General features: G+C 64.3%; 14 protein-coding genes. 6 read left to right on the forward strand and 8 right to left on the reverse strand.

Annotation, left to right across the window (positions count from 1 at the left end; all coding sequences use genetic code 11):
- Window positions 1-150 precede the first annotated feature (150 nt).
- Entirely contained in the window at window positions 151-1,086 is a 936-nt protein-coding gene (locus tag AADJ04_RS05630; protein ID WP_341239011.1) for a DMT family transporter, read from the reverse strand.
- A complete protein-coding gene (locus AADJ04_RS05635; RefSeq protein WP_341239012.1) occupies window positions 1,083-2,018 on the reverse strand; it encodes a LysR substrate-binding domain-containing protein in 936 nt (311 codons plus the stop codon). Before AADJ04_RS05635 ends, AADJ04_RS05630 begins: the two co-directional genes overlap by 4 nt.
- 96 nt (window positions 2,019-2,114) lie before the next feature.
- Between AADJ04_RS05635 and AADJ04_RS05640 the strand changes: the two genes are divergently transcribed.
- Window positions 2,115-3,203 (forward strand): tartrate dehydrogenase, encoded by a 1,089-nt coding sequence (locus AADJ04_RS05640; protein WP_341239013.1) that lies wholly within the window; start codon window positions 2,115-2,117, stop codon window positions 3,201-3,203.
- A gap of 147 nt (window positions 3,204-3,350) precedes the next feature.
- On the opposite strand, the gene pmbA is transcribed toward AADJ04_RS05640, so the two are convergent.
- Entirely contained in the window at window positions 3,351-4,784 is a 1,434-nt protein-coding gene (gene pmbA, locus AADJ04_RS05645) for a metalloprotease PmbA (RefSeq protein ID WP_341239014.1), read from the reverse strand.
- A 64-nt stretch (window positions 4,785-4,848) separates the two neighbouring features.
- Here pmbA and yjgA point away from each other — a divergent pair, with 64 nt between their 5' ends.
- From yjgA to AADJ04_RS05660, 3 genes are all read left to right on the forward strand, one after another.
- Entirely contained in the window at window positions 4,849-5,514 is a 666-nt protein-coding gene (yjgA, locus tag AADJ04_RS05650; protein WP_142084742.1) for a ribosome biogenesis factor YjgA, read from the forward strand.
- A complete protein-coding gene (gene mog / locus AADJ04_RS05655; protein ID WP_341239015.1) occupies window positions 5,507-6,115 on the forward strand; it encodes a molybdopterin adenylyltransferase in 609 nt (202 codons plus the stop codon). The genes yjgA and mog overlap by 8 nt, the downstream gene beginning before the upstream one ends.
- A 92-nt stretch (window positions 6,116-6,207) precedes the next feature.
- Complete coding sequence (locus AADJ04_RS05660) at window positions 6,208-6,564, forward strand: PilZ domain-containing protein (RefSeq protein WP_142084745.1); 357 nt, start codon at window positions 6,208-6,210, stop codon at window positions 6,562-6,564.
- An 82-nt stretch (window positions 6,565-6,646) separates the two neighbouring features.
- On the opposite strand, the gene cysE is transcribed toward AADJ04_RS05660, so the two are convergent.
- Window positions 6,647-7,426, reverse strand: coding sequence for a serine O-acetyltransferase (gene cysE, locus AADJ04_RS05665; protein WP_142084747.1), 780 nt, complete (start codon window positions 7,424-7,426; stop codon window positions 6,647-6,649).
- Between the two features lie 33 nt (window positions 7,427-7,459).
- Window positions 7,460-8,278, reverse strand: a complete 819-nt coding sequence (locus AADJ04_RS05670) for an RNA methyltransferase (RefSeq protein WP_341239016.1) — start codon at window positions 8,276-8,278, stop codon at window positions 7,460-7,462.
- A 149-nt stretch (window positions 8,279-8,427) separates the two neighbouring features.
- On the opposite strand from AADJ04_RS05670, the gene AADJ04_RS05675 reads away from it, so the two are divergent.
- A complete protein-coding gene (locus AADJ04_RS05675) occupies window positions 8,428-9,363 on the forward strand; it encodes an inositol monophosphatase family protein (protein WP_341239017.1) in 936 nt (311 codons plus the stop codon).
- A 54-nt stretch (window positions 9,364-9,417) separates the two neighbouring features.
- Here the strand turns inward: AADJ04_RS05675 and AADJ04_RS05680 are convergent, their stop codons facing one another.
- From AADJ04_RS05680 to AADJ04_RS05690, 3 genes are all read right to left on the reverse strand, one after another.
- Window positions 9,418-10,548 (reverse strand): two-component system response regulator, encoded by a 1,131-nt coding sequence (locus AADJ04_RS05680; protein WP_341239018.1) that lies wholly within the window; start codon window positions 10,546-10,548, stop codon window positions 9,418-9,420.
- A gap of 24 nt (window positions 10,549-10,572) precedes the next feature.
- Window positions 10,573-15,477 carry a PAS domain S-box protein gene (locus AADJ04_RS05685; RefSeq protein WP_341239019.1) on the reverse strand — a complete coding sequence of 1,635 codons (4,905 nt, stop codon included), beginning with the start codon at window positions 15,475-15,477 and terminating at the stop codon, window positions 10,573-10,575.
- 140 nt (window positions 15,478-15,617) lie between these two features.
- A complete protein-coding gene (locus tag AADJ04_RS05690; protein WP_341239020.1) occupies window positions 15,618-18,113 on the reverse strand; it encodes an EAL domain-containing protein in 2,496 nt (831 codons plus the stop codon).
- A gap of 275 nt (window positions 18,114-18,388) precedes the next feature.
- On the opposite strand from AADJ04_RS05690, the gene mutS reads away from it, so the two are divergent.
- Window positions 18,389-21,010 (forward strand): DNA mismatch repair protein MutS, encoded by a 2,622-nt coding sequence (mutS, locus tag AADJ04_RS05695; RefSeq protein ID WP_341239021.1) that lies wholly within the window; start codon window positions 18,389-18,391, stop codon window positions 21,008-21,010.
- The last annotated feature ends 19 nt before the right edge of the window (window positions 21,011-21,029 follow it).

Here is a 21,029-nt window from a genome sequence, read left to right on the forward strand (position 1 = left end):
GAAAAACGGGACTGGTCTTGCACCCTGCCCATAGGGAATCAGTCACTTTTTGATAGCTACCAGCGCTTTATTGGCGGTCGCTGGCGCCGGAAATGGCAATGAAAAGTCAGGACTCGTATGCCCGCATCTGCCACACCTGCAGCAAGCGCGTCACGCCAGGATCAGCGCGCACCCCACCACCGCCATGGCGGCACCTAGCCAGGCGCCCCAGGCAGGGCGTTGCCCGGTGCGCCACCACAGCAGGGGCAGCAGCAGTACTGGCGATACCGACGACAACATGCCCACCAGCCCGGCGCTGCCATGTTGCAGCGCTTTCAAGATGAGCGTCATGCCCAGGGCCATGGCCAGCGCGGCACTGGCAAAGGTGTAGACCAGGTCGCGCCACTGCAGGGCAGACTGCACCCGCGCCATCTGCAGCCCTGTGCACCACAGCAGCGCATGGCAGGCAAAGCCCGCCGTCATCCGCACGGCCGAAGCAGCCACCGGGTCCAGCCCCGCAGCCATTGCGGGCTTGAGCACCAGCGTGCCCACCGACTGCCCCAGGGCAGACAGCAGCCCCAACGCCACGCCCGCAGCCAGTTGGCCCTGCGTGGCCTCCAGCCGGTGCGCCGCGCCCTCGCGCCTGCCCAGGGCAATGGCGCCCATTACGCCGCCCACCAGCAGCACGCCGCCGGGCACAGCCCAGCCTTTGAGCGACTCGTCCAGAAACAGCGCCGCCAGCACCACCGTGAACAGCGAGTGCGTGGCAAACAGCAGGCCCGAACGGCGTGGCCCCAGCCGGTTCATGCAGGCGAACAAGGCGGTGTCGCCCACAAAGATGCCAATCACGCCCGACAGCACCAGCAGCCCTATGGCCTGCCAGGCGGCAGAGCCGCCGTCACTCCACAGGCTGCGCCATTGGCCTGTGGCCAGCGCCATGCCCCACAGCAGCAGCGCGGCAAACACCATGCGCCAGCGCGTGAAGGCAAACGCCCCCATGCGCGCCGAGGCCGCGGCCGAAAACAAACTGGCCGTGGCCCAGGTGGCGGCGGCCAGCAGGGCCAGGCTTTCAGGCGGCAGCCAGCTACTCCACGCCGGGGCGCTCATGCCGCCCCCCGCGCAATGTGCGCGGCGTTGGCCCAGGGCCGGTGGCGAAATTGCTCCTGCAAAAATTCAACGCACACCCGCACTTTGGCCGAGCGTTCCAGCCGCGTGGGGTACACGGCCCAGATGTTGGCCTCCTGCCGCCACTCGGGCAGCACCTGCACGAGCTGGCCGCTTTGCAGCAAGGGCGCCACATCCCACATGGAACGCAGTGCGATGCCGCGCCCATCCACCGCCCACTGCACCACCATCTCGCCGTTGTTGGCCGACAGAGGGCCGCGCACCTTCACCGCCTGTTCCTGCGCGCCCTGGCGCAGGCGCCACACGCCAAAGGGGTGGTCGCGCTCCTTGATCACCAGGCAGTCGTGCCCCGGCAGTTCGGCCAGCGTGCGGGGCGTGCCGCGCCGCGCCAGGTAGGCGGGGGCTGCGCACAGCACGCGGTGGTTGTCGGCCAGGCGGCGCGCAATCAGGTGCGGCGCGATTTCGTCACCCACGCGCACGTCCAGGTCAAACCCCTCGCCCGCCACGTCCACCAGGCGGTCAAACACCTCCAGCCGCACTTGCAGGCTGGGGTGGCGTTCCACCAGTTGCGACAGCACCGGCGCCACCACGCTGCGGCCAAAGCCAAAGCTGCAGCTCACCCGCAGCAGGCCACGCGGCTCGGCGCGGGTCACGGCCACCTCCTGCAGCAATTGGTCCATGTCATCCAGAATGCGCAACGCCCAGTGGAAGACGCGCTCGCCCTCTTCCGTCACGCTCACGCGGCGGGTGGTTCGGTGCAGCAGCTTCACGGCCAGATCTTCTTCGAGCAGGCGGATGCGCTTGCTGACGAAGGCGGGCGAAGCGCCCAGCTCTTGCGCGGCCTCGGCAAAGCTGGCCTTGCGCACCACGATGGTGAAGACGCGCAGGTCGTCCGGCGACGGGTTTTTATGCACGATATGTAAACAATGAGACCACAGAGTGCGGATTGTATTTGCTGAGGATGGCGCGAAAATGCCACCACTGCCAACCCAACACCCTCAAGGAGACCCATGTCCAAGACCTACCAGATCGCCGTGCTTGCCGGAGACGGCATTGGCAAAGAAGTCATGCCCGAAGGCCTGCGAGCCACCATGGCCGCCGCCAAGCGCTTTGGCCTGGATTTGCAGCTGCACACCTTTGAATGGGCCAGCTGCGACTATTACGCCGAGCACGGCAAGATGATGCCCGACGACTGGAAGGCACAGCTTGCGGGCATGGACGCCATCTTCTTCGGCGCTGTGGGCTGGCCTGCCACCGTGCCAGACCACGTTTCGCTATGGGGTTCGCTGCTCAAGTTCCGCCGCGAGTTCGACCAGTACATCAACCTGCGCCCCGTGCGCCTGTTTGAAGGCGTGCCCTGCCCCCTGGCCGGCCGCAAGCCCGGCGACATCGACTACTACGTGGTGCGCGAGAACACCGAGGGCGAGTACACATCGCTCGGCGGCGTGATGTACGAAGGCACCGACCGTGAAATCGTCATCCAGGAATCGGTCTACTCGCGCCACGGCGCCAACCGCCTGCTCAAGTTCGCTTTTGATCTGGCCCAAAGCCGCCCCAAGAAGCACGTCACCCTGGCCACCAAGAGCAACGGCATCGCCATCAGCATGCCCTGGTGGGACAAGCGCGCGGACGAAGTCGCCAAGGACTACCCAGAGATCACGCTGGACAAGCAACACATCGATATCCTGACCGCCCGCTTCGTGCTGCAACCCGGCCGCTTTGACGTGGTGGCCGCCACCAACCTGTTTGGCGACATCCTCAGTGACCTGGGCCCCGCCACCACCGGCACCATAGGTCTCGCCCCCTCGGCCAACCTGAACCCCGAGCGCACCTTCCCCAGCCTGTTCGAGCCGGTGCATGGCTCCGCGCCTGACATCTACGGCAAGAACATCGCCAACCCGATTGCCATGATCTGGTCCGGCGCGCTGATGCTGGACTTCCTGACCCAAGGCCAGGGCGCAGGCCGCGCGGCGCACGACGCCATGGTCAGCGCCATTGAAGAAACCATCAAGAGCGGCCCGCGCACGCCCGACCTCGGCGGCACAGCCAACACCAAGCAGGTGGGCGAGGCGATTGCCGCGTGCATTGCGGCAGGCTAAAGACCCCGGCACAGAATCGCTCCGTGCCACGCGCTCCTGAAATAAGAGCTAGTGGCGCTTGCTACACCTGCCTCGTACCGATCAAACGCTCAACAAAAAAGCTCCTGAAACCCAGGAGCCTTTTTGCATGGTGCGCGAACGCCCGTATCAGCTACCCGCCACCTTCATGCGGTTGACCAGGATGGAGCCCACCGTCTTGGCGCCATAGTTGTAGGCATCGGCACCCACGGCCTCAATGCCCTTGAGCATGTCCTTGAGGTTGCCAGCGATGGTGATCTCGTGCACGGGGAAGGCGATCTTGCCGTTCTCTACCCAGAAGCCGCTGGCGCCGCGCGAGTAGTCGCCCGTCACGTAGTTCACGCCCTGGCCCATCAGCTCCACCACAAACAGGCCCGTGCCCAGCTTTTGCAGCATGGCGTCGAGGTCGTCGCTGGCCTGGGTGAGGCGCGAGGTCATCACCAGATTGTGCGAGCCCCCGGCGTTGCCCGTGGTCTTCATGCCCAGCTTGCGGGCCGAATAGCTGGACAGGAAGTAGCCCTGCACGCGGCCACCCTGCACCACCTTGCGCGGCGCTACGCGCACGCCTTCTTCATCGAACGGCGAGCTGCCCTTGCCACCCAGGATGAACGGGTCTTCGAGAATGTCGATGTGCTTGGGGAAGACCATCTTGCCCAGCGAGTCAAGCAAGAAGCTACTCTTGCGGTAGAGCGAGCCGCCGCTGACGGCCTGCACAAAACCACCCAGCAGGCCCGCGGCCAGGGTCGATTCAAACAGCACAGGGCACTCTGTGGTGGGGATCTTGCGGCTGCCCAGGCGGCTCAGCGCGCGCTGCGCGGCGTAGCGGCCCACGGCCTCGGGCGAGGCCAGGTCGGCCGCGTTGCGCATGGAGCTGTACCAGGCATCGCGCTGCATCTCGCCGTTCTTGCCGGGCAGCGAGGCGATGGGAGCGACCGAGAAGCTGTGGCGCGAGCTGGCATAGCCACCGCGAAAACCGCGCGTGTGGGCGCTGAAGAAATGGCTTTGCTGGGCCGACACGCCCGCGCCTTCGCTGTTGGTGATGCGGCGGTGCGTCTTGAACGCTGCAGCCTCGCAGGCCTTGGCCATCTCGGCCGCTTCTTCGCTGGTGATGGCCCAGGGGTGGAACAAGTCCAGGTCGCGGTGGGTTTCTGGCGGGGCGATGTCATCCGCATCGGGCAGGCCGGCCACAGGGTCTTCGGCCGTGAAGCGGGCAATATCGTAGGCCGCCTGCACGGTTTGCTCGATGGCTTTTTCGGAAAAGTCAGAGGTGCTGGCATTGCCACGGCGGTGGCCGATGTAGACCGTCACGCCGAGCGACTTGTCGCGGTTGCGCTCCACGTTTTCCAGCTCGCCCTTGCGCACGCTGACCGACAGGCCGCAACCTTCAGACGCCTCGGCCCCGGCATCGGTGGCACCCAGCTTCTTGGCGTGGGCCAGGGCACGGTCTACCAGCTCTTCAAAAAACGGGCGGCTGTAGCTGAAGCCACTGGCGGGCTCTTGAAGGGAAGCGGAAGCCTTGGCAGCGGCCGGGGCGCTTTTCGCGCGGGTAGAAGGTTTATTCATAGCGGCGGCTATGATACTTGCCACTGTGGCGCACTCGCTGCCACCTCTCTCTTTGCCCCCACCCATGTCACGCAAACCCAAAAAAGGTTACTTTGTGCGAGGCCAATTCGTTGCCGAAGGTAGCGAACTGGACATCCAGCTCAAGGCCGAACTCAAAGGCACTCCCGATGCCAGCCGCACCGATCTCAAACGCGAAAGCGACGCCCTGCAAGACCTGGGCAAGGAACTGCTGACGCTGCGCTCTGACCTATTCGACGCCGTGGGCCTGCCCGACAAGCTGGTCGAGGCCATTGTTGAAGCCAAGCGCATCACCAACTTCGAAGGCAAGCGCCGCCAGATGCAATACGTGGGCAAGCTCATGCGCAAGCTCGACCCCGAGATTGTGGAAGCCGCACGCACTGCGCTGGAAGAACAACACAAGGGATCGGCCACAGAAAAGCTGCGCCTGCACCTGGCCGAGCAATGGCGCGACCGCCTGATTGCCGACGACGCCACCCTGCCCCAGTGGATGGACGAGTATCCCAACACCGACACGCAGCAGCTGCGCGCCCTGATCCGCCAGGCGCGCAAGGATGCGCCGCCCGTGGACAAGGCCGCCGTCTCGCAAGGGCTGGCACCACGCAAGGGCCGTGCATACCGTGAGCTGTTCCAGCTGGTGCGCGAGCACCTGGGCGGCACCGGGCTGGAGCGCGAAGAGGAATCGAACTCTGACGAGGACAGCGATGACTGAAGCCGTGACCAGCAGCCACGACGCCGTGAAAATCGGCATCGTCTCCATCAGCGACCGGGCCAGCACCGGCGTGTATGAAGACAAGGGCCTGCCCGCCTTGCAAGACTGGCTGGGCCGTGCGCTGCACAACCCCATCCAGTTCGAGGCCCGCCTTATTCCCGACGAGCAAGCCACCATCAGCGCCACGCTGATAGAGCTGGTGAACGCGGGCTGCAGCCTGGTGCTGACCACCGGCGGCACCGGCCCCGCGCTGCGCGATGTGACGCCCGAGGCCACGCTGGCCGTGGCCCACAAGGAGATGCCCGGTTTTGGCGAACAGATGCGCCAGATCAGCCTGAAGTTCGTGCCCACGGCCATCCTGTCGCGCCAGGTGGCGGTCATCCGCGACCGGAGCCTCATCATCAACCTGCCCGGCCAGCCCAAGGCGATCGCCGAGACGCTGGAAGGTCTCAAGGGCGCCGATGGCGCGCAAATCGTGCCTGGCATCTTTGCTGCGGTGCCGTACTGCATTGACCTGATCGGTGGCCCCTACCTGGAGACGCGGGACGAAGTCTGCAAAGCCTTTCGCCCTAAAAACGCGATCCGGGTGCCCACCGCTTAACCGCTGCGGCCGCGCCTGACACAGCCGCAAAGCGATCCGCGCCAAAGCCCACAGCAAGGGGGCCTGGCGCCCAGAAGACCTCTTGACCCTGTATGACCTCCGCACTGCCCATCCCATCGAATGACGAACGCCGCAACCACGAGCGGCGCATCCTGCGGGTGCAGGCCGAGTTGATCCTGACGGGCCGCCCTCCCATGGCGGTGCGCACCATGGACATCAGCGAGGGGGGCCTCAGCGTGTTGTGCCCTGTCAATCTGCCTGCGCGCACTGAGTGCACGGTGAAGGTGTCACTGCCCGTGCCACCCACCGGCCGCAAACCCGTGGAATTGCGGGCCGTGGTGCGCTACAGCATCCTGAGCAGCTCAGGCGGCGGGTTTCAACTGGGGATGAGCGTGCCCGTGACCGACCCGGTCACCGCTGCGGCGATCAAGGCATACATCAAAAACTGAGGGCCGCTGACAAGCCACTCAAGGCGACCGTGCGGAGCGATGCAATGCGCACAGCCCCGCGTGCCCCCACAGGCCAGGGCTTTTATTTGCCCACCAGCTCGGTGAGCTTGCCCGCCTCAAACTGCTCTTTGAGGGCCGCATCGCAGGGCACGCAGTCTTGCGTCTTCTGCATGGCCGACAGCTTCTCAATCGCTTGCCACAGCAAGGCGATCTGGTGCTCTTGCGAAGAGGCGTTGTCGATCAGGCCGCGCATCGCTTGCGACAGGGGGTCGTCTTCCTGGGTGATGCCGTAGGCCGTGAACTTGCGCGGTTGCTGCGGCTCGGTCACGTCGGCGCTTTGGCCTTCTTTGGACGGGATAATGCGCGCGGGAATGCCCACCGCCGTGGCACCTGCGGGCACCGGCTTGATGACCACGGCATTGCTGCCAATCTTGGCGCCATCGCCCACTTCAAAGCCGCCCAGCACCTTGGCACCGGCGCTCACCACCACATCCTTGCCCAGCGTGGGGTGGCGCTTGGCGCCCTTGTACAGCGAGGTACCGCCCAGGGTCACGCCCTGGTAAATGGTGCAGCCGTCGCCAATTTCGGCCGTTTCGCCCACCACCACGCCCATGGCGTGATCGAAAAACACGCGTTCACCAATCTTGGCCCCGGGGTGGATTTCAATGCCCGTGAACCAGCGCGCAAAGTGCGAGATGAAGCGCCCCAGCCATTTCAGCCCGTTGCCCCAGCACCAGTGCGCCGGCCGGTGCAGCCACACGGCGTGCAGGCCGGGGTAACAGGTGATCACCTCCCAGGTGCTGCGCGCTGCAGGGTCACGGTCAAGGATGCACTGGATATCGGAGCGCAGGCGGGCAAACATGGTCAAGTTGTTGTTGGAATTTGGAAACGCAGTCTAGCGCTTTGCCTGCGCCGTCTCGATCATGGCTTTGGCGACACCACGCAAGATGTGGATTTCTTCGGGGGTGAGTTGCGCGCGGTTAAAAAGCTGGTTCAGGCGGGGCATGAGCTTTTTGGGCGCGGCGGGGTCCAGAAAGCCGATGCTGGTCAGCGCCTGCTCCCAATGCCCCAGCATGCCCGCCACCTGGGCCGCATCGGCCTGCACGCGGGCGGGGGTCGCATCTTGCACGCCAAAGCCGCCCAGCGCCTGGCGCCAGTCGTAGGCAATGACCTGGATGGCTGCGCCCAGGTTCAGCGAGCCGAAACGCGGGTTGGTGGGAATGGAAAGCGCGGCGTGGCACCGGTACACGTCTTCGTTGGTCATGCCAAAGCGTTCGCAGCCAAACAGAAATGCCACGCCGGTTTGCCCTGCCGGCGCTGCCCCACCGCCTGCTTCACCGCCGTCAGCGGGGTTTGAAGCGTTTTTGGCCTCTGGCGCTGATGCAGCAAGCGCCAGGCGCTCTTGTTTTAATAGCGCTTCGAAGTGCACACGCGGTTCCACCGTGGGCGGGCCGAAGTCGCGCGGGGTCATGGCCGTGGCGCACAGGTGGCTCATTCCGTCGAGCGCCTCGTCCAGCGTGGCCACCACACGGGCCTTCTCCAGTACGTCCAGGGCACCGCTGGCGCGCTGGATGGTTTCTTCCTTGCGCAGCACGTTGGGCCAGCGCGGGGCCACCAGCACCAGGTCATCAAAACCCATGACTTTCATGGCACGGGCAGCGGCGCCCACGTTGCCAGCGTGGCTGGTGTTGATCAGGACAAAACGGGTCTTCATGAACGGGGACTAGGTAAAAAAGCGGCGGTGCAGCTAAAATAGAGGGCTTATTGTCGCCGCCCGCATCGCCCGGCTGCGATCACCGCTCATGATCCGCAAGACTTTCACGCCACCAGCGCGCCCGAAAGCCTTGCTAACCACCACAATTTATGTCGTCCAATCTGCACCCCATGCTCAACGTGGCCATCAAGGCTGCACGCGCCGCCGGCGCCATCATCAACCGCGCGGCCCTTGACGTGGAATCCGTGCGTATTTCGCAAAAGCAGATCAACGACTTTGTGACCGAAGTGGATCATGCAGCTGAAAAAATCATCATCGAAACCCTGCTCACAGCCTACCCAGGCCACGGCATCCTGGCTGAAGAGTCGGGCCAAGAGTACGGCGCCAAGCATTCCGATTTCGTCTGGGTGATCGACCCGCTGGACGGCACCACCAACTTCATCCACGGCTTCCCCGTGTACTGCGTGAGCATTGCGCTCACCGTCAAAGGCAAGGTCGAGCAAGCGGTGGTGTACGACCCCACCCGCAACGACCTGTTCACCGCCACCAAGGGCCGTGGCGCCTTCCTGAACGAGCGCCGCATCCGCGTGAGCAAGCGCACTCAGCTCAAGGACTGCCTGATCTCCACAGGCTTCCCCTTCCGCCCGGGCGACAACTTCAAGAGCTACATGAACATGATGAGCGACGTGATGCAACGCACCGCTGGCCTGCGCCGCCCCGGTGCTGCCGCGCTCGATCTGGCTTACGTGGCTGCGGGCTTTACCGATGGATTCTTTGAAACCGGTCTGTCCGTCTGGGACGTGGCTGCAGGCTCGCTGCTGGTGACCGAAGCCGGTGGCCTGATCGGCAACTTCACAGGCGAAGCCGACTTCATGGAACAGCGCGAATGCATGGCGGGCAACCCCCGCGTGTACGGCCAGCTCGTGCCCATTCTGGGCAAGTACAGCAAGTTTGCCAGCGCTGGTGACAAGGCTTCCGTGCGCCAGGCAGCCGCTGAAGACATCTCTGCCGATAGCGCCAGCACTGCTGAAGAAGAGCCCACCAACCCCGACGCATCAGCAAACTCGGGCGACGCACCGTTCTGAACCGTTGAGCTGAGCGCAGCACCCTGGCGGGGCGCTGCGCACGCCGACCCGGGCTCACTCTGGATCGGGGTACTTCAACGCGATGCTGCGAAAGTCCTCAGCAATGTCCACAAAGGCGTCCACCATGTCCGGGTCAAAGTGCGTGCCTTTGCCTTTGACGATGGTGCTACAAGCCTGGTCGTGCGAGAACGCAACCTTGTAGACACGCTTGTTGATGAGCGCGTCGTACACATCGGCCACCGCCATCAGGCGGGCCGATACGGGAATCTGGTCACCCGCCAAACCCTGGGGGTAGCCACTGCCATCCCACTTCTCCTGGTGGCTGTAGGCGATTTCCTTAGAAACACTCAAAAACGCCACCCGCATTCCCAACCTGCGCTCTGCATCTTCAATCGCTTTGCGTCCCAGGGTGGTGTGGGTCTTCATCACCTCGAACTCCTCCACCGTCAACTTGCCGGGTTTCAGAAGGATGCTGTCGGGAATGCCGATCTTTCCAATGTCGTGCAGGGGAGCGGACTTGTAGAGCAGCTCGATCATCCGCTCGTTGAGCACGGCCTCAAACCTGGGGTGGTTGCGCAGGCGTTCTGCCAACGCTTTCACATACAGCTGGATGCGGCGAATGTGGTTGCCAGTCTCGTTGTCTCGCGTCTCTGCCAGTGATGTCATGGCCATGATGGTCACGTCCTGAATGGCTTGCACCTCCAGGGTGCGCAGCGCCACCTCGCGCTCCAGGTAGGCGCTTTTATCGCGCAGAAAATCGGCAGTCGCCTTGAGCGCCAGGTGGGTATTGACCCGTGCGAGCAAGATCGGAGGGCTGATGGGCTTGGTGATGTAGTCCACCGCTCCCAGGGCCAGGCCCATGCGCTCGTCGTCAGGATCTGAGCGGGCCGTCAAAAAGATCACCGGAATATTGCGGGTCGCTGCGGTGGCTTTGAGCCTGCGGCACACCTCGTACCCGTCCAGGCCCGGCATCATGATGTCGAGCAGCACCAGGTCAGGCGGTGCGTCAGACATCGCAATCTTCAAGGCCTTCTCGCCATTGTTGGCCACCTTCACCATGAAGTGGTCACGCAGCAAGGCGCCCATCAGGGTCAGGTTCTCTGGCGTATCGTCCACCACCAGCACGGTGGCGATGTGCTTGTCCACCAGGGTGGAAGCATTCACGGTAAAAGGCGCTTGTTCCATTGGAATTCCTGCGAAGTACACGGTTCAGAGAGCTTGACCAGAATCCGGGCCGGGTGGCCGCACGCCCCCCTGACTTTGGGGAAGATGCTCCAGTGCCTGCTCGAAATCGAAGTTGCGAACCTGCGCCTGCACCGTGGCGAACCCATCCCCCAGGGCAGCTTCCAGAATTGTTGCATTGTGTTGCAAAAACTCGGTCGCTGATGGATCGTCCAGCGATAGCAGATCGCGCAGCTGGGTAAGCACATCGTCCACACCCAGCGCATCCGCCGTGGCCGATGGCTGCGCTGCCACGACCGGGGCGAACGCGGCCGACACAGCCCCCGACTGATCCACCCAGCTTTGCAAGCCTGCGACCAACGGCTCCATGGCCGCTGCCAGTGCGCCCAGCAAGGGCAGCACCTGTGCACTGGGTGCATCTGCGGGCTGGTGGCGCAGCGCCTGCTCCAGCGCATGGGCGTGTTCTGAGGCCTCTTGCGCACCGATGTTGGCCGCTACGGATTTGAGCGTGTGGGCAAGCCGTTCGGCCAGCCCCTGGTTGCCGGCTGCAATCGCCGCATCAATCTGGGCCACGACGGACGATTGCGCCTGGACAAAGCGCACCAGCATATCGGCGTACAGCGCGGGCTTGCCCAGGGCGCGCTGCAAGCCCAGGGCCGTATTGAGGCCCTGTACCACAGGCGGCCACCCCGTCAGCCGCGGAACCGAGGCCAGCACCGGGGCCGCGCCTGCCAGCGGGGGCATGGCAGCCTGGCCCAGCCCAGGCCGGGGCTTGATCCATCGGGACAAGGCGCTCCACAACGCGGCAGGCTCGATGGGTTTGGCAACGTGGTCATTCATGCCCGCGGCAAAGCAGCGCTGCCGGTCTACATCCATGGCGTTGGCGGTCATGGCGATCACAGGCAGGTGTTGCAGGCGTGGGTCCTGCCGCAGTTGCCGGGTGGCGGTCTCCCCGTCCATCACCGGCATTTGCATGTCCATCAGCACGACGTCATAAGAGGTTTGGCGCAACTGGTCCAAAGCCATCTGGCCGTTGTCCGCCACATCCACCACAAACCCCGCATCGCGCAACAACTCCACAGCCACGATCTGGTTGAGTTCGTTGTCCTCCACCAGCAGCACGCGTGCGCCACGAATAGCCACTGGCAATACATCAGGCGCGGGCGCGGCCGCAGGTGTGCGTGAGGTGCTGCCGCCTGCGCCGTCCAGGGGCTGCATCAGGGTGTCGAGCAACACCGATGCGTTCACCGGCTTGATGAGCACGGTTTCTATGCCCTCAGAGCGGGCCGCACGCATGACGTCTTCCCGGCCATAGGCGGTCACCATGAACATTTGCGGCACCCGGGGCATGCCCAGGCTGCGGATGTGGCGCGCCAGCTCCACCCCATCCATGCCCGGCATGTGCCAGTCCAGCAGCAGCAGGCCATACAGGCGCTGCTGGGCCATCGACTCGCGCAGCATTTGCAAGGCTTGCAGACCGGAGTAAGCCTGGTCCACCTCCAGCCCCATCGCCACCAGCATGTCTGACAAAACGGCCGCCGCCGTATGGTTGTCATCCACCACCAGAACGCGCTGGCCACGCAAATCCGCAGGTGGCTGCAGGGCCCGTGCTGGCGCGCCCCGCTCTAGCGGCAAGGTCACCCAGAACGTGGAACCGCAACCAAATTCACTGACAACGCCGACCTCCCCGCCCATGAGTTCGGCCAGGCTCTTGCAAATGGCCAAGCCCAGCCCTGTGCCCCCATAGCGGCGCGTGGTGGACGTATCAGCCTGCTGGAAGCTCTGGAACAGGCGCCCCATCTGCTCTGGCGTCAACCCGATGCCGGTATCGCGCACCTCAAAGCGCAGCAGCACCTGCTGTCCACGCTCTTCCACCATGCGCACCGCGATGGAAATTTCGCCTTTTTCAGTGAATTTGATGGCGTTGTTGGCGTAGTTGATGAGAATCTGCCCCAACCGCAGCGAATCGCCCACCAAGTTGGGCGGCACATCGCTGGCGACATCGCAAACCAGCTCCAGCCCTTTGGCACCTGCCTTGTAGCCCACGACATCGGCCACGCTTTCGAGCAAACGGTCGAGCACAAATGGCTGGTGCTCCACCTCGAGCTTGCCTGCCTCGATTTTTGAAAAATCCAGGATGTCGTTGATCACGCCCAGCAGATGCTGGCCGGCTTGTTGAATCTTGCTGACGTAATCGTGCTGGCGCGGGCTGAGCCCCGATTTGAGCGCCAGGTGCGACATGCCAATGATGGCGTTCATCGGCGTGCGTATTTCATGGCTCATGTTGGCCAGGAAGTTGGATTTGAGCGCCGTTGACTCCTCCGCCAGTTCCTTCGCGCGCAAAAGACCTTGCTCTGCCAGCTTGCGATCAGTGATGTCCACAAAGGTGCCAATAGCGCCACCTGGGGTGCCGTCGGGGCGCAGAAACCCGTGCAGCCAGAACAGGGTGTGGTGCATCTGCCCATCGGCATAAGGCAAGTCCACCTCGCGGTGCACTGTCTGGTTGCCTCCCAGGGCCTCTTCGGCATCCTGGAGGCACTGCATGCGCAGCTCTTCGGGCAAAAACGCCAGCTCTTGAACCGTCTTGCCAATGAAGTCTGAGCGATTCACACCAAAGGCCTGCTCGTACGCGCGGTTGAACCCGGTGTAGCGCCCATCCGCGCCCTTGTAGAACAGCGGCACCGGGATGGCATCGATCAGGGCCTGCTGAAAATCCAGCTGCGCCGCTACCTGGGCTTCCAGCTGTTTCTGGTCATGGATGTCCACATTGACACCCACCACCCGGGTGGCCTTTCCGGTTTCATCGCGGAAGATGCGGGCGGCCTCCAGGAACCAGCGCACTTCGCCATCCTGGCGCAACACGCGCCAGGAGTCGCGCACAGAGTCCTGGGTGCCGTTGATGCATGCGTCGAAATGGTCGCGGGCGCGTTGCCTGTCTTGCGGGTGCAGGCAGGCCAGCCACTCGTCGCGCGACAGGGGTTGCTTGTCGGGCGCAAATCCCATCATGACGGACAGTTTGGACGACCAGAGGATACGGCCGCTGCGCAGGTCTACGTCAAACACACCGATCTTGCCCGCTTCTTGCGCCAGCTCCAGGCGCTCGTGGATTTCGCGCAGCGCAGCCTCGGCCTTGCGGGCCTCGGTCACGTCCTCGATCACCCACAGCGAGGCATTGGCAAAGCCCTCCATGTGCAGCCGGCGCCCAGACAGCCGGGCGTGGAAAACACTGCCATCAGGACGATGCAACACGGCCGTATCACGCACCGCTTCATGGGGGTGCAGGCCTGGCATGACTTTGGAGCGGAACGCCTCGAACGGCGCCGCTCCACCAAACAGGAAAGACGCATGGTGCCCCTGGAGCTGCGCCGTGCTCTCACCCATCAACTCGGCAAACGCAGGGTTGAACTGGCGCAGGTGCCGATCGCAAATCAGCACGATGGGCGGGGCGTTGTCAAAGATGGCCGTCTGCTGCCCCAGCAGTTCGTTGAGCATGCGCTCGCGGCGCTGCAACTCGGCCTGGGCGCGCATGCGTTCTGACACATCTTCCTGCAAACCCACGATGGCAATGCGCTTGCCGCGCTCATCAAAAACGGGCGACAAAGTGGCTTCGTCGTGGTAGATGCTTCCATCGCGCCGCTGGTTGATGAAGGTGCCGCGCCAAGACTGGCCTGACAACAAGGTCCCCCACATGGCCTGGTACGTCGCGGGGGGCGTTTGCCCGCTCGCCACGACCGAAGGTTTTCGCCCCTTGACCTCTTCCAGCGTGTAGCCGCAGTTGCGCTCGTATTGCGGGTTCACCCATTCGATGAAGCCTTCACTGTCTGTGATGACGACGGCTACCGGGCTGCTTTCCAAGGCAATGCCCAGCACCTTGAAGCGCTCCAACGCGCGCGCCACCTGTGCCCTGCTGCGCAGCAGATCCAGCAGCAGCCACCCCAGAATGGCAAACAACATGAATGCCGCCAGGCCCACTTGCAGGCGCTGCGACCAGGGCATCAGTCCGCTCACATCGTCCAGCATCAAGAGCTGCCATTGCCCTCCGGGGTCTTTCCAATCCACGGCACGCCGCGAAATGGCATGGGGTACGCCGTTCAGAACCACGTGTGATGCGTCCAGGCCGAAAGGCAGTTCGGAGGCGAGGCCATTGTCAAAGTAACTGCCAAACTGGCGCGTGGCGCGAATGCTGTCGATGCGCGCCTGGGTCAAAGGCGGCGCCACGGCAAACAGCCACTCAGGCCGGGCGGATGAAAACACCACGCCCTGCGGCGACAAGAGCAAAACCGGCAAACCCACCCGCGATAGCAGGCCATCGACCGACTCCATCCCCACCTTGAACATCACCACACCAATGATGGCGCCCGAGGGCGAATCGGATTCATACAGGGGTGCTGCGTAGTAAAGCCCGCGCTCGTGCGTGTTACCGCCAATGGCCGCATACACGCTGATGCTGCCCTGCATCGCCTGCTGGAAATAGGGCCGGTACGCAAGGTTCACACCGGTGGAGCGAGGCCCCGCAGTTTCATGGGCCACCACCGTTCCATCACGGGCAATCACATACGCGCCATTGACGAGAAAACGCTCTCGCGCCACGGTCAGGCGTGCGAGCGCAGCGGGGTGGTCAGGCGGCACCTTACCCCGGGCCATGTCCTTGAGCAGGGGTTCGCTCAATCCCATCAAAGACACCGCCCCGAGCATGCCAGCCCCCATGGCTTGGTACGCGAGGGCATCGGCGGTTTGCTGCAGCTTGGCGTGGCGCTCCTGGGCGCGCTCCATCGCCAGCCAATGGGCGACAACTTCCACCGTCAGCCAGGCAGCCAAGGTGGCGGCGACCAACACCACGGATGCCCCCCGCCAGCCCGGCGCATTGCGGCCCAGCACCTTGTCCAGCAGCGTGGCAACGCCGGTACCCGAGCGTTTCACCCCTACCGCCATAGGTTCCTCCGGCTAGGCACCGCAGGCGTGCACTGGAATGGCTCCTCATTCATCACACGTTCCCCTCAAAACGCCGCGCGCCTCAAGGCGCTGCAGCACATGTGTTGCCTCCCCTGGCCTCCGTACCCGCGCGCTGCGTCTCAAAGCGCGGGGTAGATATGAGCGTCCATTTCGTGTACGGGCACCGGGCGCCCAAACAAGTATCCCTGGAACCCATCACACCCGTGCAAACGCAAAAACCCTAGCTGTCCGGCTGTTTCCACGCCCTCTGCCACCACCTGCAAGTCCAGGCTCTTGGCCAGCGCAAGAATGGTTCTGACGATGGCCGCATCGTTGGGATCGCTCAGCACATCTCTCACAAAACTCTGGTCGATCTTGACCTGGTCTAACGGCAGCCTCTTGAGGTAGCTCAGGCTGGAATAGCCGGTGCCGAAGTCATCCAGCGCGAAGCCCACGCCCTGTTTCTTGAGCTGTTCCATGCGCTGCACGGTGTCTTCAATATCACCCAGCAGCATGCTCTCGGTGAGTTCGAGCTTGAGATTGTGCGGGCGCGCCTGGCATTCGCGCAGGGTGTCGAGCACCTGCGCCACAAAGCCAGGCTGGCGAAACTCCCGGGCGCTCACATTCACCGACAGGGTGAGGTGGGCCGTGGCTTCGTGCTGGGCCCACAGATTGAGCTGAGTGCAGGCACTGCGCAGCACGGCTTGCCCCAGGGGCAGGATCAGACCCGTCTGCTCTGCCAGGGGTATGAACTCTGCCGGGCTGATCATGCCCCTTTGCGGGTGTCGCCAGCGGGCCAGGGCCTCGGCACCGACGAGCTTGCCTTGATGGTCCACCACCGGCTGGTAATGCACCAGCAACTCGCTGCGCGCCAGGCCCTGGCGCAGGTCAGCCTCCAGGTTAGAGCGGGCATTCACCGCCGCCTGCATTTCCGGGTCAAAGAAGCGCTGGGTGTTGCGGCCCGCAGCCTTGGCCTGGTACATCGCCAGGTCGGCCCGCTTGAGCAATTCGTCCACCGAGAGGCGATGCTCCCCAAACAAGGTGATGCCAATGCTGGGCGTGCTGTAGTGCCGCGCCCCGCCCAGCTCAAACGGCTGGTTCAGACTGGCCAGCAGCTTTTCGGCCACTGCTTCTGCCTGTGAAGCGGCTTCATGCAGGTGGCTGCTGAGGTTTTCGAGCATCACGACAAACTCGTCGCCACCAAAACGGGCCACGGTATCGGTTTCGCGCACGCAGGCCACCAGCCGCGATGCCACCTGGGACAGCAGCTGATCGCCCATGTCATGGCCCAGGGTGTCGTTCAGGTCCTTGAAGTTATCCAGGTCAATGAACAACAGCGCGCCCTGGGCCTTGGTGCGCTGCCCCGCAACAATGGCGCGCTGCAGGCGGTCTAGCAACAAACGCCGGTTGGGCAGGCCCGTGAGCGCGTCATAAAAGGCCAGCCGCTTGATCTCTTGCTCGGCCTGCTTGCGGTCGGTGATGTCCATGGTGAACCCATGCGACAGCACTGTGCCGTCCGGCTCCCTGTGGGGCACGGCGCTGGTCATGTGCCAGCGCACGCTGCCGTCAGGCCCCACCACACGGTATTCGCAACGCCACGGCAGCATGCGGCGCACCGACACCACCGCAGAGCGGCGCAGGTGCGGGGCGTCCTCGGGCAGCACATGCTTGAGTAGCAAGTCATGGTCTTGCGCGACTTCTTGGGGCGTGACGCCCAGGAATTGCTTCACCGCATCACTGATGTACTGCACACGGGCAGTGGTGCCGTCCGAATGCAGGCGGTATTGGTAAATGAAACCGGGGATGCGACTGGCGATGCGCTGGATGAACAGCAACTGTTCACGCAACTGCTCTGCCGCGCGGTGCTCCTCGGTCACATCCTGCACCACGCCCATGTACACCACCATGCCATCGCGCGAGCGCGAGTGCAGGACGCGCGAACGCATCCAGCGCACCTCGCCATCGGGACGTCGCCAGCGGTATTCCACATCCGAGCCATCACCCCGTCGGCAGGCCTGGTCAAACACAGGCCGGTCTTCGGCCGGAATGCCACTGACTGCACGCTCGTTGCTCAGCCATTCCTGCCGTTCAAAACCCGCGATGTCACACAGGCCAGGCGACCACAGCAGCACCGTTTCGCCCGGGTCTTCGATGCGGCGCCAATGGCCGGTCTGTGCCAGGCTTTCCATGGTGTTGAACACCTCGGTCTGCTCCTGCAGATCCCGGCGGGCATCGGCCAGGGCGCTCTCGGCCTGCGCCAGGGCCATGCGCAGGTTTTCTGCCTCAGACACATCGCGCACGCTCACCACGATGCAGTTATCTGCCACGCGCCTTGCAGACAGATCCCAGGCCAACAGCAGTCGTGTGCCCTCACGCACTACCTGGCGACATTCCAGTGGCACACCCAGGCGCGCCACTGCGCACAGTTGCTCCACCAGCGTGGTCTGCGCCAGCTGGTCAAACACCACCTGCGCCAACACGCCCTCCTCGCGCACCAAGCCCAGGCCCGGCATGCGGCGCGCGGCTGCATTGGAGGCCCAGAGATACAGGCCATCCTCTTCCAGGCGAAACTCCAGCAGCCCCACGGGCACGGCATCCAGCAGCGCCTGCATGCGCCCATGTGCGAGAGGGCCCATCAGGGTGTCTCCCTCGGGATAGAGAAGATCTGTCAGCAGTTCGGAAGAAATCACGATCGCTCTGGAACCTCTGCAAAATTAGAAGAACGGGTATCCCGCAACGGCGCAGCGTGGTGCGTCGCCAGCCACAGTATGTCAAAAGGTAACAGCAAAACGCTGCAAATCGTCAAAGATTTGTGAAACAACAGACGCCGCCTGGCCCTGCTACAGTCCACGCCTCTCGCCGCGGCACCCCGCTTGGCCCTGTTTTTCTTTCGTCTTTCCATTCGCACCGCATGTCCGACACCTTCGAGCACCATACGCCGATGATGCAGCAGTACCTTGGCCTGAAAGCCGCGTACCCGGACACGCTGCTCTTTTACCGCATGGGTGACTTTTACGAGGTGTTCTGGCAGGACGCCGAGAAAGCCGCGCGGCTGCTCGACATCACCCTGACCCAGCGCGGCCAGTCGGGCGGGCAGCCGGTGGTGATGGCTGGGGTTCCCTTCCATGCACTAGAGAATTACCTGGCGCGCCTCATCAAGATGGGGGAATCGGTGGCCATTGCCGAGCAGGTGGGCGAGGTGGGCGCCGCCAAAGGCCCGGTGGAGCGCAAGGTGGTGCGCGTGGTCACCCCCGGCACGCTGACGGACACCGAGCTGCTTTCCGACAAAGCCGAATCCATGCTGCTGGCCGTGCACCAGGGCCCGCGTGCGCGCTGCGGCTTGGCGTGGCTGAGCGTGACGCAAGGCCGCGTGCACCTGGCCGAGTGCACCCAGGACGAGCTGGCCCACTGGCTGGGCCGCGTGGCCCCGAGCGAGGTGATCTACAGCGCCGGCGTGACCGAGCGCTTTGAGCAGCAGCTGCAGGTGCTGCGCCAGAGCGGCGCCTTCACCTGCCCCATGAGCCTGCGGCCCGACTGGCAATTTGACAGCGCCCTGGGCGAGCGCAAGCTGCTGGAGCACCTGGGAGCCGCCAGCCTGCAGGCCTGGGGCGCGCACGGGCTGGGCGAGGCCCACGCCGCCGCCGCCGGGCTGCTGGCCTATGCAGAGCACACCCAGGGCCGCCAGCTCACGCACATCCACACCGTGCAGGTGCAGCGGGGCGACGACCTGATCGACCTGCCCGCCACCACGCGGCGCAACCTGGAGCTGGTCAAAACCCTGCGCGGGGACGACGCGCCCACCCTGTTCTCGCTGCTCGACACCTGCATGACAGGCATGGGCAGCCGCCTTCTCAAAACCTGGCTGCTGGAGCCCCAGCGCGACCGCACCGAGGCCCGCAAGCGCCTGTCAGCCACCACCGCACTGCGCGGTGCGGGGGGAGCAGGTGGCGGATCAGGCCCGTGGGCCCAGTTGCGCGGCGAACTCAAGGGCGTGAGCGATGTGGAGCGCATCACCGCCCGCATCGCCCTGCGGCAGGTGCGCCCCCGCGAACTGGTGGGCCTGGGCAAAACGCTACAAAAAGCAGAGCTGCTCGCGCTGAATGCACAAGCTCCAGAGCCCTATTTGGCTCAAATTTTCAGCCAACTGCAACCACCCGCAGGCTGCACCGACCTGCTGCGCCGCGCCATTGCCGAAGAGCCCGCCGCCCTGGTGCGCGACGGCGGCGTGATTGCCAGTGGCTTTGACACCGAGCTGGATGAGCTGCGCGCCATCCAGACCAACTGCGACAGCTTTTTGCTGGAGCTGGAAACCCGCGAGAAGGCGCGCACCGGCATCCCCAACCTGCGGGTGCAGTTCAACAAGGTGCACGGCTTCTATATTGAAGTGACCAGCAGCCACCTGGCCAGCGTGCCCGACGACTACCGCCGCCGCCAGACGCTGAAGAACGCAGAGCGCTTCATCACGCCCGAGCTGAAAGCCTTTGAAGACAAAGCCCTGTCGGCCAACGAGCGGGCACTGGCCCGCGAGAAATGGCTCTACGAGCAGATCCTGGACCAGCTCCAGCCCCACGTGCCCGCCCTCACGCAACTGGCACAGGCCCTGGCCACGCTGGATGTGCTGTGTACGCTGGCCGAGCGCTCGCTCACCCTCAACTGGTGCGCGCCCCAGTTTGCACCCGAGCCCTGCATCGACATTGAAGGTGGCCGCCACCCGGTGGTGGAGGCACGGTTGGCCGAAACGTCCAACGCCAGCTTCATCGCCAACCACACGCGGCTCAATGCCAACACCCGCATGCAGATCATCACCGGCCCCAACATGGGCGGTAAATCGACCTACATGCGGCAGGTGGCGCTGATCACGCTGCTGGCCTGCATGGGCAGCCATGTGCCCGCCACGAGTTGCCGCATCGGGCCCATCGACGCCATCCACACCCGCATTGGCGCGGCGGACGACCTGGCCAACGCGCAGTCCACCTTCATGCTGGAGATGACCGAGGCCGCGCAGATATTGCACGCCGCCACGCCCCACAGCCTGGTGCTGATGGACGAGATTGGCCGCGGCACCAGCACCTTTGACGGCCTGGCCCTGGCCAGCGGCATTGCCACGCACCTGCACGACAAGACCCGCGCCTTCACCCTGTTTGCCACGCACTACTTTGAGCTGACCGAGCTGCCCGCCAAGGCGCGGCATGCCGTCAACATGCATGTGAGCGCGGCCGAAGCGGGCAGCGACATCGTCTTCCTGCACGAAATCCAGCCCGGCCCGGCCAGCCGCAGCTACGGCATCCAGGTGGCCAAGCTGGCAGGAATGCCATCGCCCGTGCTGCACCACGCCCGCCACACCCTGGCGGCGCTGGAAGAGCGCGCGGGCGAAAACGATGTGCAGGTGGATCTGTTTGCTACCCCGCCCGAGCCCGACGGCCCCGGCACCAGCCCGGTGGAAGCCGCTCTGGCCGCCATCAACCCCGATGCGCTGAGCCCCCGCGAGGCGCTGGATGCGCTGTACCAGCTCAAGAAAATGGCGGGGGCTTGAGGCAACTTTGCAGCCTTCC

Source organism: uncultured Acidovorax sp., from assembly GCF_964021665.1.
GTDB classification, from domain to species: Bacteria; Pseudomonadota; Gammaproteobacteria; order Burkholderiales; family Burkholderiaceae_C; genus Acidovorax; species Acidovorax temperans.